General features: G+C 70.9%; 8 protein-coding genes. 6 read left to right on the forward strand and 2 right to left on the reverse strand.

Annotated features, from left to right (window positions below):
- Window positions 1-10 precede the first annotated feature (10 nt).
- Window positions 11-7321, reverse strand: a complete 7311-nt coding sequence (locus ACZ6TD_RS47275; RefSeq protein ID WP_471348350.1) for an amino acid adenylation domain-containing protein — start codon at window positions 7319-7321, stop codon at window positions 11-13.
- Window positions 7322-8198: 877 nt separating this feature from the next.
- Here ACZ6TD_RS47275 and ACZ6TD_RS47280 point away from each other — a divergent pair.
- Window positions 8199-9404: an MAB_1171c family putative transporter gene (locus tag ACZ6TD_RS47280; protein ID WP_471348351.1), complete on the forward strand. Its 1206-nt coding sequence runs from the start codon at window positions 8199-8201 to the stop codon at window positions 9402-9404.
- Window positions 9405-9689: 285 nt separating this feature from the next.
- Window positions 9690-10550 carry an aldo/keto reductase gene (locus ACZ6TD_RS47285; RefSeq protein WP_471348354.1) on the forward strand — a complete coding sequence of 287 codons (861 nt, stop codon included), beginning with the start codon at window positions 9690-9692 and terminating at the stop codon, window positions 10548-10550.
- A 414-nt stretch (window positions 10551-10964) separates the two neighbouring features.
- On the opposite strand, the gene ACZ6TD_RS47290 is transcribed toward ACZ6TD_RS47285, so the two are convergent.
- Window positions 10965-11252 carry a hypothetical protein gene (locus ACZ6TD_RS47290; protein ID WP_471348356.1) on the reverse strand — a complete coding sequence of 96 codons (288 nt, stop codon included), beginning with the start codon at window positions 11250-11252 and terminating at the stop codon, window positions 10965-10967.
- 540 nt (window positions 11253-11792) lie between these two features.
- Here ACZ6TD_RS47290 and ACZ6TD_RS47295 point away from each other — a divergent pair.
- The 4 genes from ACZ6TD_RS47295 (at window position 11793) to vioD (ending at window position 21554) form a co-directional block, all read left to right on the forward strand.
- Complete coding sequence (locus ACZ6TD_RS47295) at window positions 11793-18074, forward strand: amino acid adenylation domain-containing protein (protein WP_471348358.1); 6282 nt, start codon at window positions 11793-11795, stop codon at window positions 18072-18074.
- A gap of 89 nt (window positions 18075-18163) precedes the next feature.
- On the forward strand, window positions 18164-19309 hold the full coding sequence (locus ACZ6TD_RS47300; RefSeq protein ID WP_471348360.1) for a cysteine synthase family protein: 1146 nt from the start codon (window positions 18164-18166) through the stop codon (window positions 19307-19309).
- The gene (vioC, locus tag ACZ6TD_RS47305; protein WP_471348362.1) at window positions 19306-20385 is read left to right on the forward strand and encodes an arginine beta-hydroxylase, Fe(II)/alpha-ketoglutarate-dependent; all 1080 of its coding nucleotides are present in this window, start codon (window positions 19306-19308) and stop codon (window positions 20383-20385) included. The genes ACZ6TD_RS47300 and vioC overlap by 4 nt, the downstream gene beginning before the upstream one ends.
- Window positions 20382-21554 carry a capreomycidine synthase gene (vioD, locus tag ACZ6TD_RS47310; RefSeq protein ID WP_471348364.1) on the forward strand — a complete coding sequence of 391 codons (1173 nt, stop codon included), beginning with the start codon at window positions 20382-20384 and terminating at the stop codon, window positions 21552-21554. The genes vioC and vioD overlap by 4 nt, the downstream gene beginning before the upstream one ends.
- The last annotated feature ends 67 nt before the right edge of the window (window positions 21555-21621 follow it).

Genomic DNA, 21621 nt, shown 5'->3' on the forward strand with positions numbered 1-21621 from the left:
TGGGGCCCGTTCACCGACGCCCGGAGGGCGGCGGCGGAGCGGGAAGGAAACCGGAGGCCACGAAGTAGCCGATGTAGGTGTCCAGCAGGCTCGCGTCGACGCCCGGGCAGCACACCGGTGATCCGGCGAGCCCGGCGAGGACGTTGCGGCGATCGAAGCGGAAAGCACCTGTTCGGGGAAAATCCTGGAGCGTTCCGGCCAGCAGCCGGGCAGGAGCCAGCTCGGCCGGGCCGTCGTCGAGCAGCGCGCACCACTGCGCGTAGGGCACCCTGTCGAGCCGGTAGCCGCTGCGGACGAGACGTCGTACCACGGTGCCGAAGGCGACCGGCCGGTCACCCGTGAGGTGGTACGTCTCACCGTGCGCGGACCGGCTGGTGGACAGGTGCACGATCGCCCTGGCCACGTAGTCGACGGGAACGAGACCTACGTCCGCCCCCGAACCCGTGAACCCGTGGGCTCCGGGCAGTTCGGGGACGGCGCCGAGCGCCACCATGGCCCGTACTAGGTTCCAGAACGCGTCGTCCCTCCCGCACACGCCGGTCCGGGAGTCGCCGCTGACCCGTCCGGGACGGTGGATGGCGGTGGGTACGCCGCGGGCCCCGGCGGTGCGCACCAGCTCTTCTGCGACCCATTTGCTCGCGATGTAACCGCCCGGCGGAAGCAGGGCCGGGTCGGCGCGGCGCTCCGGCAGGGGACGGGAAGGGGGCGTGCCGGTGCCGAGGGCGACGGCGGAGGTCGACACGTAGTGCACCGGTTTGATCCGGGAGCGGGTGGCCAGCCGGAGGATCTCCTGTGTCCCGAGGACGTTGGCCGCCTTCAACCGGTGATAAGGGGCGGCGCCGTTGACGGCGGCGCCGTTGTGGTGGATCACGTCAACGGCGTCGGCCAGTAAGGCAAAGCGCTCGGCACCCAGCCCCAGCAACGGCAGCTCCAGGTCCCCGGGAACCGCGACGATGCGCTGGTGCCTGACCCCGTCCCAGAGGCCGTACCCCTCCAGGTTGCGGCGGATCCGCTCGTGTGCCTCCTGCCCTCCCGGGGCGCGTACCAAGCACCACACCTCGGCGTCGGTGCTGTCGAGCAGTTCGCGGAGCAGGAAGGCTCCCAGGAAGCCGGTGGCACCGGTCAGCAGGAGCCGTGCGGCCGCCGAGGGCGCGGCACCGGCTGGCGTCCGTCCGTGCGGGACCGCGGTGATCTCCGGGTCGAGCACCGCTTCCGCCACGAGGTCCACCCGGCGTACCGGGCGTGCCTCCGGCCGCTTCGCCCGGTCGACGGCGGCGGCCAGTGTGGCCACCGTCTCACACGAGAACACCGTCTCCACGGGCAACTTCACCGACAGCCGCTCGTGGACGCGGGCGATTACCTGCGGAATCAGCAAGGAGTGACCGCCGAGCTCGAAGAAGTTGTCCTCCACGCCCACTTGCTCCACACCGAGGACCCGCCCCCAGACCTCGGCCACGGCCTCCTCGGTGGGCGTGCGAGGGGCTTGCCACAACTCGGAGGCGGAGAACACCGGGGCGGGCAGCGCCGCCCGGTCCACCTTGCCGCTGGGCGTCAGCGGCAGGCTGCCTAGGCGGACGAAGGCGGACGGCACCATGTGCCTCGGCAGCCGATCGGACACATGGCGGCGCAGCTCCGCCGGGGACGGGTCCGCTCCCGGAGCAGCCGTGGGCTCCAAAGTCCAGTAGGCGACGAGGACAGCGGGACCGTCCGCGGCCCTGTGTGCGGTGACGAGTGCGGTGTGGACGTGGGGGTGTTGGGTGAGGGTGGTTTCGATTTCGGTGGGTTCGATGCGGAAGCCGCGGATTTTGAGTTGTTGGTCGGTGCGGCCGAGGAATTCGAGGTGGCCGTCGGGGTGGCGGCGGGCGAGGTCGCCGGTGCGGTAGAGGCGGGTGCCGGGAGGGCCGTAGGGGTCGGGGACGAAGTGGTCGGCGGTGTGGCGGGGTTGTTTAAGGTAGCCGCGGGCGAGTCCGTCACCCGCGATGTGGATCTCGCCGGGTACGCCGAGGGGGACGGGATCCAGGGCGGAGTCCAGGAGGTAGACCCGGGTGTTGGCGATCGGCGACCCGAGCGAAGGGCGTTGCCCAGCCCGCAGCGGACCGCTCGTCGTCGAGCACACGGTGGTCTCCGTCGGTCCGTATGCGTTGACCATCTGGTGGCCCGGGGCCCACCGGTCGACCAGTCCGGGAGGGCACGCCTCGCCCGCCACCACCACCGTGACTCCTTCGGGGAAGGTCTTCTCATCCAGCATCCCCAGCGCGCTGGGGGGCAGGGAGAGCACGGTTACTCCCGTCTCCGCCACCAGGGCGCATAGCGCGGGCCCGGGGAGCAGCTGCGCGGTGTCGGCGACCACCAGCGTCGCCCCGCTGAGCAGCGCCAGGCATATCTCTCCCCAGGCGGCGTCGAAACCCGGCGAGGCGAATCGCAGCACCCGGCTGTCCCCGGTCACCCCCAGCCGCCGAGCCAGCGAGACGCGCAGCGGCTCCAGGCCGCGGTGGGTGACGACCACCCCCTTCGGCGCGCCCGTCGACCCCGAGGTGTAGATCACGTACGCGGGCGAGTCCACGGACAGCGGTGCCCCGCGCTCGGCATCAGTCAGGTCGCCGTCGGGGCAGTGGCCGATCCGCGCGCCGGTGCGGGGGTCATCCAGTACGAGCCGGACGCACCCCGTGGTTCCGGGCACCGCCGCGGCAGTGCCGGAGTCGGTCAGCAGACAGACGGGCCGCGCGTCTTCCAGCACGAGCGAGATCCGTTGGGCGGGAAGCTGCGGATCCAATGGCAGATGCGCCCCGCCGGCCTTGACGACCGCCAGCTGCGCCACCACCGCTGTCACCGACCGGGGTAGCATCACCGCCACCGGCGTCTCGGGACCGACCCCGTGAGCGGCCAGCAGCCGCGCCAACTGGTTGGCCCGCGCGTTCAGCTCCGCGTAGGACACGCGCCGACGATCGCACAGCACGGCCGTGGCGTGCGGCGTACGGCGTACCTGTGCTTCGAACAGCTCGTGGAAGCACCGGCCGTCCGACAGACGGGTCGCAGGGACGTTCCAGGTGTGCAGGACCGACTCGCGCTCTTTGTCGGTGAGAATGCCGATCCGCCCGACGGGCCGTTCGGGGTCGTCCGCCACACCGGCCAGCAGGCGCTGGAAGTGGCCGGCGAACCGCTCGACGGTCTCGCGGTCGAACAGGTCCGTGCTGTAGACGATGCGCCCGGACAGCTGCCCGTCCTCCTCGGTGAGGTGGCACTCAAGATCCGTACGTATCGTGGTGTCCGGTGTGTCGAAGGGTTCGCCGCGCACCCCGGTGAGCTCCAGGGTGGAGCGGGGGACGTTGAGCAGATGGAAGACGGCCTGCGCGAGCGGCGTACGCCCCCGTTCGCGGACGGGCGCGAGTTGCTCCACCACCTGCTCGAACGGCAGGTCCTGGTGGGCATAGGCGCCCAGGGCCGTCTCCCTCACCCGGTGCAGGATGTCGGTGAAGGAGGGGTTCCCCGAGCAGTCGGTCCGCATGATCAGCGTGTTTACGAAGAACCCGATGAGTCCTTCCACGTCCGGATGCCGCCGTCCGGCGGCCGGAGAGGCCACCGCCACATCGGTGATGCCCGTCCAGCGGGACAACAGGACCTGAAACGCACCGAGCAGCGTCATGTACAGCGTCACGCCCTGGTCGCGGCTCAGCGTGCGCAGCCGCTCGGCGACGTCGGGCGGGATCTCGACGTCCACCGTTGCGCCGCGGCCGGTGGGCACGGCCGGGCGGGGGCGGTCGGTGGGGAGTTCCAGCGCCGCCGGCGCCCCGGCCAGCCGGTCCTGCCAGTACTCCGACTGGGGCCGGAGGAAGTCCTCGGTCAGCCACTCCTGCTGCCAGACGGCGAAGTCCCTGTACTGCACGGGCAGGTCCGGAAGCGGTGAGGGCACGCCCTCGTCGAACGCCCGATAGAGCACGCTCAGTTCACGCAGGAGGACACTGAGGGACCACCCATCGGAGATGAGGTGGTGCAATACCACGCACAGCACGTGGTCGTCGACCCCCGTCCGTACCAGCAGGATCCGCCATGGCGAGGCCGCGTCGATCAGGTCGAACGGCCGGGACAGCTCGTCGGCCACCCGGTCACGGGCCTGAGTCTGCGGATCGGCCGCCGTGGAGACGTCCTCGACACGCAGGGGCACAGGTCCGGGCTCGTGGACCGTCTGCCGGGGCACCCCGCCCTCCTGCGAGAAGGTGGTGCGCAGCGTCTCGTGCCGCCGGACCACCCCGGCCAGGGCGTGCCGCAGCGCCTCCACGTCCAGGGGGCCGCGCAGTCGTACGGCGCACGGCACGTGGTAGCGAGCAGTCCCGGGATCCAGCTGTTCTAGGAACCAGAGCCGTCGCTGCGCGAAGGACAGCGGCAGGGCCCCTTCCGCGCGCGCCACCGGCACTCGCCCCGGCAGCTCGCCAACGGTACGGCGACGCTCCCCGGCCACCCGTGCCGTCAGCCGGGCGACCGTCCGGCACGTGAACACTTCCCCCAGGGGCAGCTCCACTCCCAGCCGGCTCCGGACACGGGAAACAAGACGGGTCGCGGACAGCGAATGTCCACCCAACTCGAAGAAGTCGTCGTGGACGCCCACGTCCTCCACCCCGAGGACATGAGCGAACAGTCCAGCGAGAATCTCTTCCCAGGCGTCGCGCGGTGCGGTGGACTCACCCAGCCAGTCCGGCCGGTCGCCGTCGGGTTCGGGCAGCGCCCGGCGGTCCACCTTGCCGTTTTCCGTCAGCGGCAAGCGGTCGAGCAAGACGAACGCCGACGGGATCATGTGGCTGGGCAGTTTGCCGGCCAGGAAGGCGAGTACGGCCGGGACGAGGTCGCGCCGGGCCTCCCCCAGGAAGTGGGCGCGCAGTGGATCGTTGGTCGTGTCGCCCGACCGCCCACCGGTGTCGGGGAACACGGCCCAAAGGGGCTCCGTGATCGCGCCGGCGGGTACGAAGGCCACGTCGACAGAACCGTCCGTCCGTCCGGCCGCCCAGCTGACGGCCACGTGGTAACCGTGCTCCTCCCCCCACTCCCACAGGTCCTCCGGGTCGATCGCGTCGCTGTCGGGAACCGTCCGCGCGCCCTGGCCGATGGCCAGGGCTACGTCGGTGCGGACCCGTGCGTTGGGCACCCCGAGGACGCCGAAGGACCCGCCCTCGGCCAGCCGTTCGCGCAACCACCCGGGAGTGATCCCGTCGGCGTCCCAGGAGTACCACATCCCCAGCATCGCGGGCGCGTCGGCCGGAGTGCCCTCCCGGGGCCGTCCGGCCTTCCGGAGCAGCACGTCGTAGCGGAACTTCGTCAGCTCGTTGTGCGCCCGGCCCCGCTTGGGCAGCACCTCCAGGCTCGTGAACTCCCTGTCCGGACCGCAGAAAGAGGTGAAGTGGCGCGGACTGACCAGGAGCTCCCTCTCCCGAGCGGTCTGCCGGGCCACCTGCCGCGCCAGCCGTGCGCCTCGCGCTCCCCTGGACCACTCCACGGAACAGTGGTGCGCGGTCAGCAAGGCCAGGTTCCGTACGTCACCGACGAACAGAGTGCCGCCGGGCGCCAGAAGGCGAGCGGCGCCACGCAGGACGCGATCGAGGTACGCCTTGTCCGGGAAGTACTGGACCACCGAATTGACCACCACCGTGTCGAACTCGCCTGGCGTGAAGCCCGTGAAGTCGTCCGCCTCGCGGTGCGTGAGCCTGACCCGGTGGTCGAGCCCCCCGGTCCGCAGGGCCTGTCCCAAGGAGTCGAGGGTCGAGGCGGAGAAGTCGGTCCCCACGTACTGTTCCGTGTGCGGGGCGAGCCGCCACAGCAGCAGTCCGGTACCACAGCCGATCTCCAGAACGCGGCGGGCACCGGTGCCGCGGATGCGGGACACCGTCGATTCCACCCAGGTGCGCATCTCGTCCTCGGGGATCGGCTCCCCGGTGTAACTGGACGTCCAGCCCGCCAGGTCGAAGTAGGGGTTGTCCGGTCGGCCGGGACCCTGCGACCGGTCGAAGACGTGCCGCCACTCGTCCGTGTGCTCCGTGACCGTTTGCGCGGACGCTTGGTCCGCCGCACCGACGAGGTAGGCCACCAGGCGCGGGCTCCCGACGCCCCCGGCCCTGTGTGCGGTGACGAGTGCGGTGTGGACGTGGGGGTGTTGGGTGAGGGTGGTTTCGATTTCGGTGGGTTCGATGCGGAAGCCGCGGATTTTGAGTTGTTGGTCGGTGCGGCCGAGGAATTCGAGGTGGCCGTCGGGATGGCGGCGGGCGAGGTCGCCGGTGCGGTAGAGGCGGGTGCCGGGAGGGCCGTAGGGGTCGGGGACGAAGTGGTCGGCGGTGTGGCGGGGTTGTTTAAGGTAGCCGCGGGCGAGTCCGTCACCCGCGATGTGGATCTCGCCGGGTACGCCGAGGGGGACGGGATCCAGGGCGGAGTCCAGGAGGTAGACCCGGGTGTTGGCGATCGGCGACCCGAGGGGAATCGGTTCGCCGTCCGCACCGTCGTCCTCGGTGATGTGGTGACAAGTGGCGAAGACCATGCTCTCCACCGGCCCGTAGCCGTGCACCATCCGCAGGCGGGGAAAGCGGCGGCGGATCCGCCGCACGTGGGAGACCGAGGGCGTCTCCCCGCCGGTCATGACCTGCCGGAGCCGGGCGAAGACCTGTGGGTGCTCATCGGCGACCACGGCGAACAGCCCGGCCGACAGCCAGAGGGTGGTGACCCCGTGTTCGGCCACCAGAGTGGCGAGCGTCGCCGGGTCGGGGCTCTGGCCCGGGGCGAGCACGCACAGCCCGCCGTGCAGCAGCACCGACCACAGCTCCAGTGCCAGTACGTCCCAGGAAACCGGAGAACACTGCAGGGACACCTGGTCGGGGCCGAAATCGATGTAGTCCTGCCCGAAGAACGTCCGCAGGATCGCCCGGTGCGTCGACACGACCCCCTTGGGCCCACCGGTCGACCCGGAGGTGAACATGACGCAGGCGACGTCGTCCGGGGCGACGGCCACTGCGGGGGCACTCGCCGGCAGCCGGTCGATCAGCGGCCGCTCCTCGTCGACGAGCACCGTGCGGTCCGCATCCAGGGAGAGGCGGCGGGCAGTGGCCGTCCGGCTGATGACGCGGACCGGGTCGGCGTCGCGGACGAGGGAGGCGATCCGCTCGGCCGGGTGCGACGGGTCCAGGGGAACGTAGCCGCCGCCGGCCTTGAGCACGCCCAGCAACGCCACGACGAAGTCGGGTCCGCGTTCGACGCACACGCCCACCAGGGAACCGCGCCGCACACCCTGGTGCCGCAGGTGGTGGGCCAGTCGGTTAGCCCGGGCGTCGAGCACGTCGTACGTCATGGTCGCGTCGCCCCACGCCAGTGCCCGCGCTTCGGGGCGTTCCCTCGCCCGCGCCGCGAACAATTCATGGACGCAGACGCTGTCCGGGTAAGGCGTGGCGGTCGCGTTTTCATCGTGCGGATTGGTCCGGTCTTCCGGAACCCGTCGCCCTGCGGTGAAACCCACGCGTCGCACTGAAAGGTACCTCCGAGTGAATCCGCCGAAGCGTCGAGGAGGAAATTATCTCAGGTGCCGGTGTGGCGGACAATTATCCTTTAGTGCCCTCATCCTCTGGGTCCGGAGGGGGAAATGCGTGAACCGCGAGGCGAAGGGTAACGGTCCTGAAGTGCGACCAGGACCGCCCCTTCGGTAGGAGGCAGTACCGCGCCGCAGTCGAGGGCTGGATGCCGCCGACGGACGGGTGTGCGGCGCCCCGTTTCCGCTGGGCAACATGGGTTCGGTCGAGGTCGTGACGGGTCGGCGTACGACCCCGCGGGCGGGGACCAGTGAAATGCCCGGCCCGCCGGGAGTGCGTCGGGGGTCCGTGCCGGGCGCGGCACCGGGCTGTGCCCCGCGGGCGGCACACGACGCGCGTCCGCGTCAGTGGTGCGGCGCGCGGAACGGGAAGCGCTTCATTAATTCAGGCATGTTTGTAGCAGTGAATCGGCCAAATCCGCTTGCTGCCGCTTCCACGTCCCTGCCTTCTGCTGATTGCATGGAGAGGACGATTTGGAACTGCACGCTCCGGCGTGCTTTTTCGTGTGGGGCGATTCGGCGTGCACCAGGGACAGGAGGCGATGTGCTCACCGTCGGGCCGCGTTCCCGCGAGGGCTGCGGTGCACGGCCTCCTCGTGGCCCGCGGGGCGTCCCCGCGGTGGCCGGGGGGTGAGCGCCGCACATGGACACTGAGCCGAGGGACCTTGGCAACCTCTCCCTGACGGTCGGCGCCTGCGCCCTGTGGGCCGCCGTCCTGTTGCGTTCCCGTTCCGCGGTCCACTCCATCGAACAGCGCGGGCTGTGGCTGGCGGGCACCACCGCCGCGGCGGCCATGACGCTGAGCCTTCCGTCCCTGACCGAGGCCGTGATGCGCGCCGATGGCCCGCCCCATCTGGTCACTCTGGTACGGAACCTCATCGGCGTCTGCTCGGCCGGCGCCATCCTGCACTTCGTGGCGTCGATCATCGGCAGGCGGCGGCTGAGGGGTGTGCTGCTCGCGGGGGTCGGCACGGTGACGACGGCCCTGGTGATGCTCGCGGTGACGACTCAGGCGCACTATCCATCCGGGGGATCCGGGCCCGGCGGCTCCGTTGACGAGAGAGTCTACTGGCTGATCGTCACCGGCACGCACCTGGTGGGGAACGCCGCCTGTGTATGGCTGTGCTGGCGGTACGGACGCCGAACTCGCTGCCGCTCGTTGCGCGTGAGCCTGTGGCTGTTCGGCTGGGGGACGGCGCTTGCCGGGCTGTTCTGGGCCGTCCACCTGGTCCATCTCTTCGTCCTTGCGGACGCGCTGATGCCCCTCCTGCCCTTCATCATGTCCCTGCACGCGCTGCTGAGGGCGGCGGCCTTCCTCATCCCCACGGTTTGCGCAGCCCGTGAGGCTGCGGGCCACATCGCTACGACCTGGAGGCTGTGGCCCATGTGGCGGGATCTGACGGAGGCGGTTCCCCACGTCGTGCTGACCGGGCCCCGTCCCCGCGTAATGGAGTTCCTCCTTCCCCGGGCCCCCTGGAACCTGGTCACCTACCGCAAGACGATCGAGATGCGGGACGCCATCCTCGTACTGCACCAGTACGTCGGGCTGGACGTGCCGGAGCGGATCCGCTGTGCCGTGGTGCGGGCCGGGGTCCCGCAGGCGGACACCGACGCCGTCGTGCTGGCGTACGTGCTGCGCAGCGCCCGATGGGCCAAGCTTTCCGGGCTCCCGACGCGAAGTGTCCCGGCGGTTCCCGTGGGGCTCCACGACGGCGGCTTGGCGGACGAGACCGCGTTCTTGCTGCGCGTGGCCCAGGAGTACAGGTCCGCCCCGTTCCCAGGGCCTCCGTGCGAAAGCGCGTCCGACGGCCTCCATTCCGGACGGAAGGGAGATTTCGCTCGTCCGTAACGCTGACCGCCGGCGCCGCCGCGGCCGCTGGGCGGCCTGCCGGTCAGCAACGGGACTCCGCGATCACCGGCTACCTCCGGCCCCAACAGGTCCACGCCAACGCCGCCGCATCTGGCGTGCATCAGCCGGACGACCTGGTGGCCGTCGACCAGGTCCTCGATGACGGCCCCGTCGCCGAACCCACCCTCGCCACTTCCGTCCCGGCTCGCATCAAGCACCGCTGCCCCAGCGGCTGCCGCCCGGCCGACGTCCCCCTCCCACAGCCAGAAAGCGAAGGTTTCAGTCATGACCAGCAAGGTCCCCCACGTTTCCCTCAACAACGGCGTGCAGATGCCGATCCTCGGCTTCGGCGTCTTCCAGATCCCCGAATACCAGACCCAGCGGGCGGTGGAGGCCGCACTGGACGCCGGCTACCGCCTCATCGACACCGCCGCCGCGTACGAGAACGAACGAGCCGTAGGCCGGGCCATCACCGCCAGCGGCATCCCTCGCGACGAACTGTTCATCACCACCAAACTGTGGGTCCAGGACTACGGCCAGGACAGCGCCAAGCGCGCCTTCCACCGCTCGCTCGACCGCCTCGGCCTCGACTACCTCGACCTCTACCTGATCCACCAGCCCTTCGGCGACTACTACGGCGCCTGGCGGGCCATGGAGGACATCAACCGGACCGGCCACACCCGGGCGATCGGGGTCAGCAACTTCTACCCCGACCGGCTCGCCGACCTCATCACCCACAACGAGACCGTCCCCGCGGTCAACCAGATCGAGACGCACGTGTTCTTCCAACGGGCCAACGACCAGAAGCTGATGGGCGAGTACCGCGTCCAGCACGAGTCCTGGGGACCGCTGGCCGAAGGCGGCCAGGGCCTCTTCGAGAACCCTGTGCTCGTCGACATCGCCCGCGCCCACGACAAGTCCGTTGCCCAGATCGCCCTTCGCTGGCTCATCCAGCGGAAGATGGTCGTGATCCCGAAGTCGGTGCGCCCGGAGCGCATGGCAGAAAACCTCGACGTCTTTGACTTCCAGCTCACCGCCGACGAGATGACACGCATCGCCGACCTGGACACCGGACGCAGCCGCATCTTCGACCACCACGACCCCGAAAAGGTCACGTGGCTCGGCGGAGTGCGGTTCGACACCTGAATATCCCGCCGGGCCTTCCTGTCGGATGGGAGTAGCGCTGTGATCGTCTGGGCATTTTCGGCGAAAAGGGCAAATCTCTTTCGATTACTGGTCTGGAAGCGAGAGGCCGAACTGCACTGACACGCCGGTCACTGCAACCATCATCAGGTTCCCGCGCAAGGGGGAGATCCGCGCGTCCGAAATGCTCCTGACTCTCGAGGGTGGTCCGCCCCGCGTGTCCCGCATCACGTCGTCGGTCGCGTAGAGGCGCCAACCGTAGCGGTCGGCCGGTCGGCGGGCGGTCGTCGACTTGCCTGCACCACTCCCGCCACCGATCCAGAGAACGTGCCGCAGCCGTGCCCGAAGCTCTGCAGTGTCGGGTACCTCTTCATGCTGTCCGGGCCGCATCGATCCAACGGGATGACCAAGGCGAACCTATTGTGGTCGTCGTTGTTGGCGGCTTTCCCTGAAACTACCGGCCGGAGGCTGGCCAGGGCCTCGCGGGTTGTTGGTAGCGATCGTGCGCCCGGCGAATCGGCTGGGGTCGGGCATGCCGAGGTTCACGGTTGTTCCCTGATCGATCTGGGCGAGCTTGACCTCGGCCCCCGAGAGGCTGACCTGGAGTCCTTCAATTTCGCCAAGCCAGCCCTCGCGTTCGGCTTCTGCGATGCGTGCGTTGAGATTGTCGATGATCTCGGCCAGGCGTGGCCTTACGCTCGCCATCCAACCTCTCCACGACATGACCCACCGGCTCGGCTTGTCCGACTGGCGCCGCCGCCATCAGCATCGATCACGCGCCAGCCATTACCAGCGACAAGTCGCATACCAGCCATGAAGATTACGATCTTCAGCCGGAGTATTCGGCGGGAAGAACCAAACGTTCTGCGAGGATCGGGTCCCTCCCCGGTTACCTGTCTTCCGTGGAATCTCAACGAGGTGCGATTCGCCGCCATCGATACCGGCATTCCGGGTGGGTGTTCCGGAGCTGGCGCTCCTGTCGGCGAAAAAGCGTTGATCCCCTAGGCGGAATCCGTCCTGCCACCGAAGTTGCATGTTGCAGACCGCCGAAGGGGCCTGCACGCACAGCGACGAAAGAACAATTGATCAAAATTCCTTGGCCACGCATCATGGAACGGCCGCCGTAAGCGAGCTCAATGCCGGGAGTCTCCCTGTATGGAAGCCAGAGATGACGCACGTCACCCGCTTGCCCTGACCGCATCGATTGCCGCAGCGTCGAATGGCCCAGCCGGCCCTGACGCGACGTTGCACGAGCTCGTCGGCGCTCAGGCCGCCGCAACGCCCCGGGCGACTGCCGTCGTCCACGACCACGAGCTGCTGACCTACGCCGAACTGGACGAGCGCAGCACGCGGCTCGCCCATCGGCTGCGGGCTCTCGGTGTCCGAGCCGAGACGCCCGTCGGGGTGATGCTGGAACGCGATCCCGGGCTGGTCGTCGCGCTGCTGGGCGTCCTGAAGGCGGGAGGAGCGTTCGTACCCGTCGATCCGGCGTATCCGGCCGCGCGGATCCGCCACATGCTGGAGGACTCGGGGGCAGGCGCCGTCGTACTGCGCCAAGCCCTGCGGGACCGGCTGCCCGGGGAACTGCGCGGCAGGACGGGGCGTGTCTCGGTGGTGCCGTTGGACAGCGTTACCGAGGGCGAGGCCGGGTTGTCCGCCCAGCGTCCCCTCGCGCCGGTCGAGGCGGCCGCACGGCCCGCCAACCTGGCGTATGTCGTCTACACCTCGGGCTCCACCGGGCTGCCCAAGGGCGTGATGGTCGAGCACCGCGGCATCGTCAGCTATCTGCTGGGCATGCTGCGGCACTTCCCGATGGGGCCGCGCGACCGGATGCTACAGGTCACCTCGCTCTCCTTCGACGTCTCCGTCTACGAGATCTTCCTGCCGTTGCTGACCGGCGGCGCCACCGTGTTACCCCGTTCGGGCAGCCACACGGACGCCCGCTATCTGAGCGGGCTGATAGCCGAACACGGTGTGACGTCCTTTCACATGGTGCCCTCGCTGCTGCGGACCTTCGTGGACGGGCTCGATCCCCGGCAGTGCGCCGGGCTGAGCCGGATCTTCGTCAGTGGGGAGGCGCTCGACCCCGCGCTGGTGGCCGATGTGCACGATCGTCTCCGGTGCGACCTGGTGAACCTGTACGGGGCGACCGAGGTCTCCGTCGACTCCACGTGGTGGACGGCACCGCGGGACCGGCCGGACGCGCCGGTGCTGGTCGGCCGTCCCATGGCCGGAGCCACCGCGTACGTCCTGGACGACGAGATGAGGCAGCTGTCTCAGGGCGAGGTGGGCGAGGTCTATCTGGGCGGGGCCAGCGTGACCCGGGGGTACCACGGGCGTGCGGCCCTGACCGCACGGCGTTTCCTGCCCGACCCGTACGGCCCTCCCGGCAGCAGGCTCTACCGCACTGGTGACCTGGGCCGGGTGGAGGACGGCGGCGAGCTGCGGCTGCTGGGGCGCATCGACCACCAGGTGAAGCTGCACGGCCGCCGGATCGAGCCCGGCGAGATCGAGGCGGCGATGACCGCTCATCCGCAGGTGTCCCTGGCCGCCGTCGTCACGGCGGGCAGCGGTACGCAGGCCGCCCTGACCGGATTCTTCACCGGCGCGGTGGCCGACGTCGAAGAGCTGCGCGGCTTCCTCGCACAGCGGCTGCCCGCCGCTCTCGTCCCCGCGCGGCTCGTTGCGCTGGACGCGCTGCCGTTGTCCCCCAACGGCAAGACCGACCGGAACGTGCTGGCCGAACTCGCCGCCCGGCACGGCGCGTCCACGACACCCATGGTGTCCGAGCGCGCCGACCCCGTCCTGCGCACCGTCCTCGACGCCGCGGCCGACGTCCTGGGCGGCATCCCTGTGGCCCCGCACGAGAGCTTCTTCGACAAGGGCGGCAACTCACTGCACGCGACCCGGCTCGTGGCCAAGCTGCGCTCGGCCCTGGACACCACGATCGGCGTACGCGCGGTCTTCGAGCACCAGACCCCCGCTCAGCTGGCCGACGCCCTGCGCCCCACTCTCGCCGACCCCCTCGACGACGCTGCGCAGCCCGCCGCGACAGCCGAACTGTCCGCCGCCCAGCACCGCATGTGGCTCCTGACGCAGATCTCCGAGACCCCCGCCGAGTACACCATCACCCTCGCCCTGCACCTCACCGGCACGCTGGACACCGAGGCGCTGGGCTGGGCCGTCGACGCGGTGGTACGGCGGCACGACTCGCTCCGCTCGTGCTTCCCCGACCGGTACGGCACCCCCGTACGGGCCGAGGTACCGTCCGAGGCATTACGATTGCGGCATGCGCCGCCGGAGCCGGGCGGCGACCCCGACGACGTGGTGCGGCGGATGGTCGCCGAACAGACGGCCGGCCTCGACCTGGTGGCCGGACCGCTCTTCCGCCCGGTGCTGGTGCCGCTCGGCCCCGAGGAGCACCTTCTGGTGATGGTGCTGCACCACATCGTGGCGGACGGCTGGTCGACCGATGTGCTGCTGGAGGACATCGCCGCGCACTACCGGGCCCGCACAACCGGAGAACCCGCACCCCGGCGGCCGGTCGTCAGCTACCAGCGCTATGTGGACATCGAGCGCCGCAACGAGCGCGACGGCGTCACCGACCGGGATCTGGAGTACTTCACCGCCGAGTTGAACGGCATCCCCGAGGAAGTGACCCTGCCCCTGGACCGGCCCCGGCCCGCGCAGCGCACCGGGCGGGGCGCGACCCTGCGGCTGGCCTTCGGACCGCGCGGCTCCGACGCTGTGCGCACACTCGCCGCCGCGCACCGCACGACGCCGTTCGTGGTCCTGCTCGCCGGGCTGAGCACCCTGCTCCACCGGGCGGGCGGCCACGAGGACGTGGTGATCGGCAGTGCGGTCGCCGGACGTTTCGACGCCGAGCTGGACGACCTCGTGGGCCTGTGCCTGAACTCGGTGGCGCTGCGCTGGCCGGTCGGCCCCGGCACCCCGTTCGCCACGGTGGTGGAGCGCGCCGAGCGGAGCCTGCTCGACGCCATGGACCACTCCACGGTGCCCTTCGCCCGGGTCGTCGAGAAACTGGGCGTGCGCCGCGACGCGCGCCGCACCCCCGTCTTCCAGGTCATCGCGCTGTACGACGACTTCCCCGACAGCCCGGACCTGCCCGGCCTCGCCGTGCGCGCTCTGGAGACGGACGACGGTTCCGCGCAGTGCGACGCGCTGTTCATCTTCCGGCCGCCGACCGACGCCGGCATGGCCCTGAGCATCGAATTCAGCACGGACGTCTACGAGCACACGACCGTGCGGCGCTGGGCGGAGCAGATGGAGACCCTGCTGACCGCCGCGGTGGACGCCCCCGGTACCGAGGTGGCCCGGCTGCCCCTGCTGTCCGGCTCCGCGCTGGATGCGCTGCTGGCCCTGGGCGCGGGTCCCGAACGGCCTCTGCCGGACGATCTCACGCTGACCGGGATGTTCGCCCGCCAGGTAGCCCTGACCCCGCAACGCACCGCCCTGACCTGGCGCGACGCGACCGGCGCGGTCTCCACGCTCAGTTACGCGGACCTCGACGAGCGCTCCTCCCGCCTCGGGCACGCCCTGCGCGAGCACGGTGTCCGCGCCAACACACCGGTCGCCCTCTGCCTCGCCCGTAGCGCCGAGGTGCTGACCGCTGTGTACGGGGTGCTCAAGGCGGGCGGCGGCTATGTGCCGATCGAGCCGGACAACCCGCCCGAGCGGCTCGCCGGGCTGGTCTCCGACAGCGGTGCCCGGGTCCTGCTCGCCGGGCGGCAGGCGGCCGCCTCGCTGCCGGAACTGCCGGGCGTGACCGTCCTCCTCGTCGAGGACCACGAGGCGCTGGTCCGCTTCCCGGCCACGCCTCCCGAACCGGTGCCGCGCCCCCAGGACCTCGCGTACGTCATCTACACCTCGGGCTCCACGGGCCGTCCCAAAGGGGTGATGGTCGAACACCGCAGCGTGGTCAACTACCTCACGACGCTTCAGGAGAAGTTCCGGCTCACCCCGGACGACCGGCTGCTGCTGAAGTCGCCGCTCTCCTTCGACGTGTCCGTGCGTGAGGTCTTCTGGGCACTGAGCAACGGCGCCACACTCGTCGTCGCGGAGGCCGGGCTGCACGCCGACCCGGACTACCTGGTCGAGGCGATCGAGCGGGAGCGGGTGACCGTCGCTCACTTCGTGCCCAGCATGCTGCACGTTCTGCTGGAGACGCTCGACGGGCCCGGCCGCTGCCCCTCTCTGCGTCAGGTGATGACCAGTGGTGAGACCCTGCCCGTGCGGACCGCGCGACGCTGTCTGGAACTGCTCGGTGCGGAGCTGCGCAACATGTACGGCCCCACCGAGACCACGGTGGAGATGACCGACTTCGACGTCCGAGGCGGTACCGACACCGATCGGCTGCCGATCGGCCGTCCCTTCCCCAACACCCGTGTGTACGTGCTCGATGAGGGGCTGCGGCCGGTGCCGCACGGGACGGTGGGCGAGCTGTACGTATCCGGGGACCCGGTCGGCCGAGGCTATCTGGACCGGCCGGCGCTGACCGCCGACCGTTTCCTCCCCGACCCCTACGGACCGCCCGGCACGCGGATGTACCGCACGGGCGACCTGGGCCGGTTCACCGGGGATGGGCTCCTGGACTTCCAGGGCCGCAGCGACTTCCAGGTGCAGTTGCGCGGCCACCGCATCGAACCGGGCGAGATCGAAGGCGTGCTGTGCGAGCAGCCGGGGGTGACCGCCGCCGTGGCCGTGGTCCGCAGGCCGGACAGCCCGGAGGCCGCCCACCTCGTCGCCTACGCGGTTCGGGCCGAACCACCGCACGGTACGGACCAGGCCCTGCGTGCGAGGCTGGCGGAGCGGCTGCCGGGCTACATGGTGCCCACCGCCGTCGTCACGCTTGACGCCCTGCCGCTGACGGTCAACGGCAAGCTGGACCGCGCGGTGCTGCCCGATCCCTGGGAGGCGCACGCCGTCGCCCCGGGTTCCGGCGACTCGGCGCGGCCGACGCTGAACGGGCCCCGGGAGCGGGCCCTCGCGGGGATCTGGCGGGACCTGCTGGACACCGACGAGGTGGGCCCCGATGACAACTTCTTCTCTCTGGGAGGTCATTCGCTGCTCGTGGCCACCCTGTCCGCCCGGGTCAGGGCGGAACTGGGGATCAGGGCGCCGCTGACCCTGTTCCTGCGCCATCCGGTGCTGCGTGACCTGGCCGCCGCCCTGCCGGAGCCGGACGGCGGCCAGGCACCGGACGACGTCGGCCTGCTGCGGCGCGGCGCCGACCGCGCACCGCTGTCCGCGGCGCAGCGCCGGGTCTGGATCGACGAACAGCTGTGGCCCGGTTCCGCCGCGTACACCATCTCGGAGGCGTTCCGGCTGTGCGGTCCGCTCGACGAGGCGGCCTTCGAGGGAGCCCTGCGGGACCTGGTGGCCCGCCATGAGGCGCTGCGCACGCGGATCGTAGGCGGTGAAGATCCCGAGTTGGCCGTGGGCGACGAGGAGACCGTACCCCTGGTGCGGACCGACGTGCGGGGAGCCGGTGAGGCGGCGGTGCAGCGGCTCCTGGAGCAGGCGGGGCGCAGGGTCTTCGAGCTGGACGGCCCGCTGGTGGAGGTGACTTTGGCGCGGACCGGTGCCGAGGAGTGGGTGTTCGTCTTCACCGCGCACCACATGGTCGTCGACGGCTGGTCCTTCGACGTCCTGTGGCGGGACCTGGAGGCCCTGTACCGGCAGCGCGCCACAGGCGGCGACCTGCGGCTTCCGCCTCCGCGGCTCACCTTCACCGACTGCGCCTGGTGGGAGAGCGAACGTGTCGCCGCCGGCGCCCACCGGTCCCACCTGGCCTTCTGGCGGCAGGAGTTGGCGGGTCTTTCCCCCGGCGCCGGACCGGCGGGCGCCGCGGACACCGACCGGGCGGGCGACAGCCGGGCCGTGCGTCTCGGGGCCGAGCTGTCCAGCCAACTACGTTTCGTCGCCGCCGACTTGGGTGTGACGCCGTTCGTGCTCACGCTCACGGCCTTCGCCCTCGCCGTGACCGCCGAGGGTCCGGCGGAACAGGTGATCGGTGTCGAGGTCGCGGGCCGCACCGACCAGCGGGTGGCCGATGTCGTGGGGCTCTTCATCAATCACGTACCGCTGCGACTGAGCAGGAGGCCGGGGCTCACGGCACGTCAGTCCGTCGCCGCCCTGGACGAGACTTGGCGCAGGGTGCTCGAGCACGCCCACGTGTCCTTCGACGTGATCGTGGACGAGCTGGGCGGGCAGCGTGGCGCCGGCCAGGGCCCGGGCAGCGACATCGCCTTCTCCTACCTGGACACCCGCACTCCGCTGCGCCTCGACGGCATCGGCGTCACTCCGCTGGAGCCAGTGTTCAACGGCACGGCCAAGTTCAGCCTGCTACTGGAGGTGTTCGACACTCCTGACGGGTTGGTCGGTGTCTTCGAGCACCAACTCGCGCGGTTCGGCCACGGCCGGATGACCCGCGTCAGGAACCAGTGGGAGGCCACGCTGCTGGGATTCCTCGCCGACATCGACGTCCCGCTGGACCCGCAGGGTTGAGCCGCGCCGTCACCGAGACCGACGTGCCGCATCACCCGCGAACGACAAACCCCCACCTGTACGCCCAGGAGCGAGACGAGGACGAGGAGATGCCACCCACTTCGCCGCCGTCGACAGCAGCGGCCACCCCTGGCGACAGCCCCTGCCCTCCGCCCGCGTCCGGCAACCCCGTACTGGAGCATGTCGGCCGTGCCATGGCCGCCTATCCGGTCACCCCGGTCCGCACGGTCCGGGCCGAGATCGCGGGCATCCCCAGGACCATCACACTGAAGCTGGAGGGCCACTCGCCCTGGAGGTCGGTCAAGGGCCGCACCGCGCTCAGCCTGATCCGATCGGTGGCTGGTGACCTGATCGCTCCCGGCGCCACCGTCGTCGAATCGACCTCGGGCAACCTCGGGCTGGCGCTGTCCGCGATCTGCCGGGACTTGGGGCTGCGCTTCATCGCCGTCGTCGACCACCGGCAGTCCCCCGTCATCCAGCAGGCCATCGAGGCCAACGGCGGGGAGCTGGACTGGGTCAGGACGCCCGACGAGGCCACCACCCACCTGCAGGACCGGCTGGCCCGGGTGCGGGAGCTGGTGCGGGACCTGCCGCACGCCGTGTGGCCCAACCAGTACGAGAACGACGCCAACTGGCGCATCCACGAGACCTGGACGGCGCCCGAGTTCGACGGACAGGCGGGGGATGGCGCACAGGCCCTCTTCGCCGGGGTCTCCACCGGCGGCACCCTCGCCGGGCTGTCCCTCCATTTCCGGCGCACCCGGCCCGGGCTGCGGATCGTCGCGGTGGACGTCAGGGGCTCGACCGTGTTCGGCGGGGTACCCCGTCCCCGGGCCCTGACCGGAATCGGTGCCAGCAGGCGGTCCGTTTTCCTCACCGCCGCCAGCACCGACGAGGTGCTGCTCGTCGACGAACGGCAGGCCGTGGCCTGCTGCCACACCCTGCGAGCGGACACCGGCATCGCGGTCGGCGGCTCCAGCGGTGCGGTGCTGGCCGGCTGTCTGGAGTACCTCTACCGGCATCCCGAGGTGCGCCACGCCCTCTGTCTCTGCCCGGACCTGGGCGACCACTACGGCCCGACCGTCTACCACCCTGCATGGCTGGACCGAATGGGCCTGCCCGCCGAGGCGTACCGGCTGCGGCACCGCACGGGAGCGGCCTGTCCCGGCTTCGAGCCGGTCGACGACATAACCCCGGCCCTCAGCACGCCATCCGAGGAGGACGCATCGCGATGACCGAACCCCCCACGACGCACCACGGTACCGCGCCGCCGGACTCGGTCGCCACGCCGGTCCGGCCGTGGAGCGAGTTACGGCTGACCCCTGAGGAAGCCGCGGCCTGCGCCGCGCTGGCGGACCGATGCTCACAGCGGTATGACGAGGCCGACGCCCCCGACTTCCTCCTCGACGGTCCGGTCATCTCCCACGAACTGCCCAGGCGGCTGCGCACATTCATCGCCCGGGAACGGCTCGACGAACGGCGGCACGCCCTCGTCGTACGGGGCAACCTCGTCGACGACGCGGCGCTGGGCCCCACCCCCACCCACTGGCGCAGCGCCCGCACCCCCGGCTCGCGCCCGCTCTCCTTCCTGCTCACGCTCTACGCGGGTCTGCTCGGCGACGTCTTCGGCTGGGCCACCCAGCAGGACGGCCGGGTCGTCACCGACGTCCTGCCGATCAAAGGCGGCGAGCACACCCTGGTCAGCTCCAGCAGCCGGCAGGAGCTCGGCTGGCACACCGAGGACGCGTTCTCGCCCCACCGGGCCGACTACGTGGGCCTGTTGTCGCTGCGCAATCCCGACCGGGTGGCCACCACCCTGGCCGGTGCCCCTCTGGACGACCTGGACGAGCGGTCCCTCGACGTACTGTTCCAGGATCGTTTCCTAATCCGGCCCGACGACTCCCACCTGCCGGTCAACAACACCACGGCGCAGCTGACCCGGGCGGAGTTCGACGACATCGCCCGGGCCGCCGACCGGCCCGAATCGGTGGCGATTCTCACTGGCCACCGTGCCGCGCCCCACCTGCGGGTCGACGGCGACTTCAGCGCCCCCGCCGAGGGCGACGAGGAGGCCGCGTCGGCCCTGGGGACACTGCGCAAGCTGATCGACGCGTCCCTGTACGAGCTCGTGCTCGACGCGGGCGACGTGGCCTTCATCGACAACCGCAGGGCCGTGCACGGCAGGCGTGCCTTCCAGCCCCGGTACGACGGCCGGGACCGCTGGCTCAAGCGCATCAACATCACCCGCGATCTGCACCGGTCGCGGGAGGTACGGGCCGGCGGCGACTCGCGCGTCCTGGGGCAGCGGTGACCGGCCCCGTCGGCGCGGGCCCGCTCGCGTTGCCCGCGGCGCCCCTGGAGGACTGGCTGCGCGAGCGCTACTTCCAGGCGAAGACCGACATCAGCAGCAGCGGCGTACACAACTACACCCTTGGGGAGCTGCGCGCCCTCGACGCCGCGTCGCTCGGCACGCAGGAGCTGGACCGGCTGATGTTCCGTGACGGTCCGTCGCTGGGCGACGAGCGGCTGCGCGCCGCCGTAGCGGCCCGGGTTCGCCCCGGCCTCGGCCATGTGGTGATGACGACCCACGGCTCCAGTGAGGCGCTATTCCTCGCCTTCACCGCCCTGGTACGCCCCGGCGACGAGGTCGTCGTCGCCACGCCCGCCTACCACTCGCTGTCGGCGCTCGCCGCCACGGCCGGTGCGGTGCTGCGGCCCTGGCCACTGCGGCCGGAGAACGGCTTCGCCCCGGACCTGGCCGATCTGCGGGCGGTGCTCAGCGAGCGCACCCGCCTGGTGGTGGTGAACTTCCCACACAATCCGAGCGGTGCCTGCGTGGACCCGGGGGGCCGTGCCGAACTGCTCGACCTGGTGGCGGCCAGCCGGGCGCTCCTGGTGTGGGACGGCGCGTTCACCGACCTGACCTACGACCACCCACCGCTGGCGGACCCGTCCCAGGACCTCGATCGTGTGCTGTCCTTCGGCACTCTGTCCAAGGCGTACGGCCTGCCGGGGCTGCGGGTCGGCTGGTGTGTCGTCCCCCGTGACCTGGTCCCGGAACTGGTCCGGATCCGGGATTACCTGACACTCAGTCTGTCCCCGCTGGCGGAACGCATCGCGGCCGTCGCCGTTGAGAACGCGGACGCCCTGATCGCGCCTCGGCTGGCCGAGGCGCGGCGCCACCGGGAGCTGGTGCTGCGGTGGGCGGCGCAGAGCGAGGGGGCTGTCGAGTGCCCCGTTCCGCGCGGCGGGGTAACGGCGTTCCCCCGTTTCACCGCCCACACGGACGTCACCGGCGCCTGCGAGAGGCTGCTGTCCGAGTACGGCGTGCTGGTGGTCCCCGGCCGCGTCTTCGGGCACACGGACCGGATGCGCATCGGGTTCTCCTGCCCGCGCGGGGAGCTGGAGCGGGGTCTGGCGGCGCTCACCGAGGAACTGGGTGCGCACGGGACGCACGGTCGGCGGAAGGGGACGAAGTGACCTCGACGCCTTCCGGGAAAGCGGCGGAGGAAAGGCCCGCATCGCCGCGGGCGGCAGAGCACAGGGC

This window comes from Streptomyces yongxingensis (genome assembly GCF_055597465.1).

What these genes read in the sequence shown, in the direction of transcription:
- ACZ6TD_RS47300 (WP_471348360.1), top strand. Translation starts at nt 18,164, where the DNA reads ATGCCACCCACTTCGCCGCCGTCGACAGCAGCGGCCACCCCTGGCGAC.
- ACZ6TD_RS47280 (WP_471348351.1), top strand. Translation starts at nt 8,199, where the DNA reads ATGGACACTGAGCCGAGGGACCTTGGCAACCTCTCCCTGACGGTCGGC.
- vioC (WP_471348362.1), top strand. Translation starts at nt 19,306, where the DNA reads ATGACCGAACCCCCCACGACGCACCACGGTACCGCGCCGCCGGACTCG.
- ACZ6TD_RS47285 (WP_471348354.1), top strand. Translation starts at nt 9,690, where the DNA reads ATGACCAGCAAGGTCCCCCACGTTTCCCTCAACAACGGCGTGCAGATG.
- ACZ6TD_RS47290 (WP_471348356.1), bottom strand. Translation starts at nt 11,252, where the DNA reads ATGGCGAGCGTAAGGCCACGCCTGGCCGAGATCATCGACAATCTCAAC.
- ACZ6TD_RS47275 (WP_471348350.1), bottom strand. Translation starts at nt 7,321, where the DNA reads ATGACGTACGACGTGCTCGACGCCCGGGCTAACCGACTGGCCCACCAC.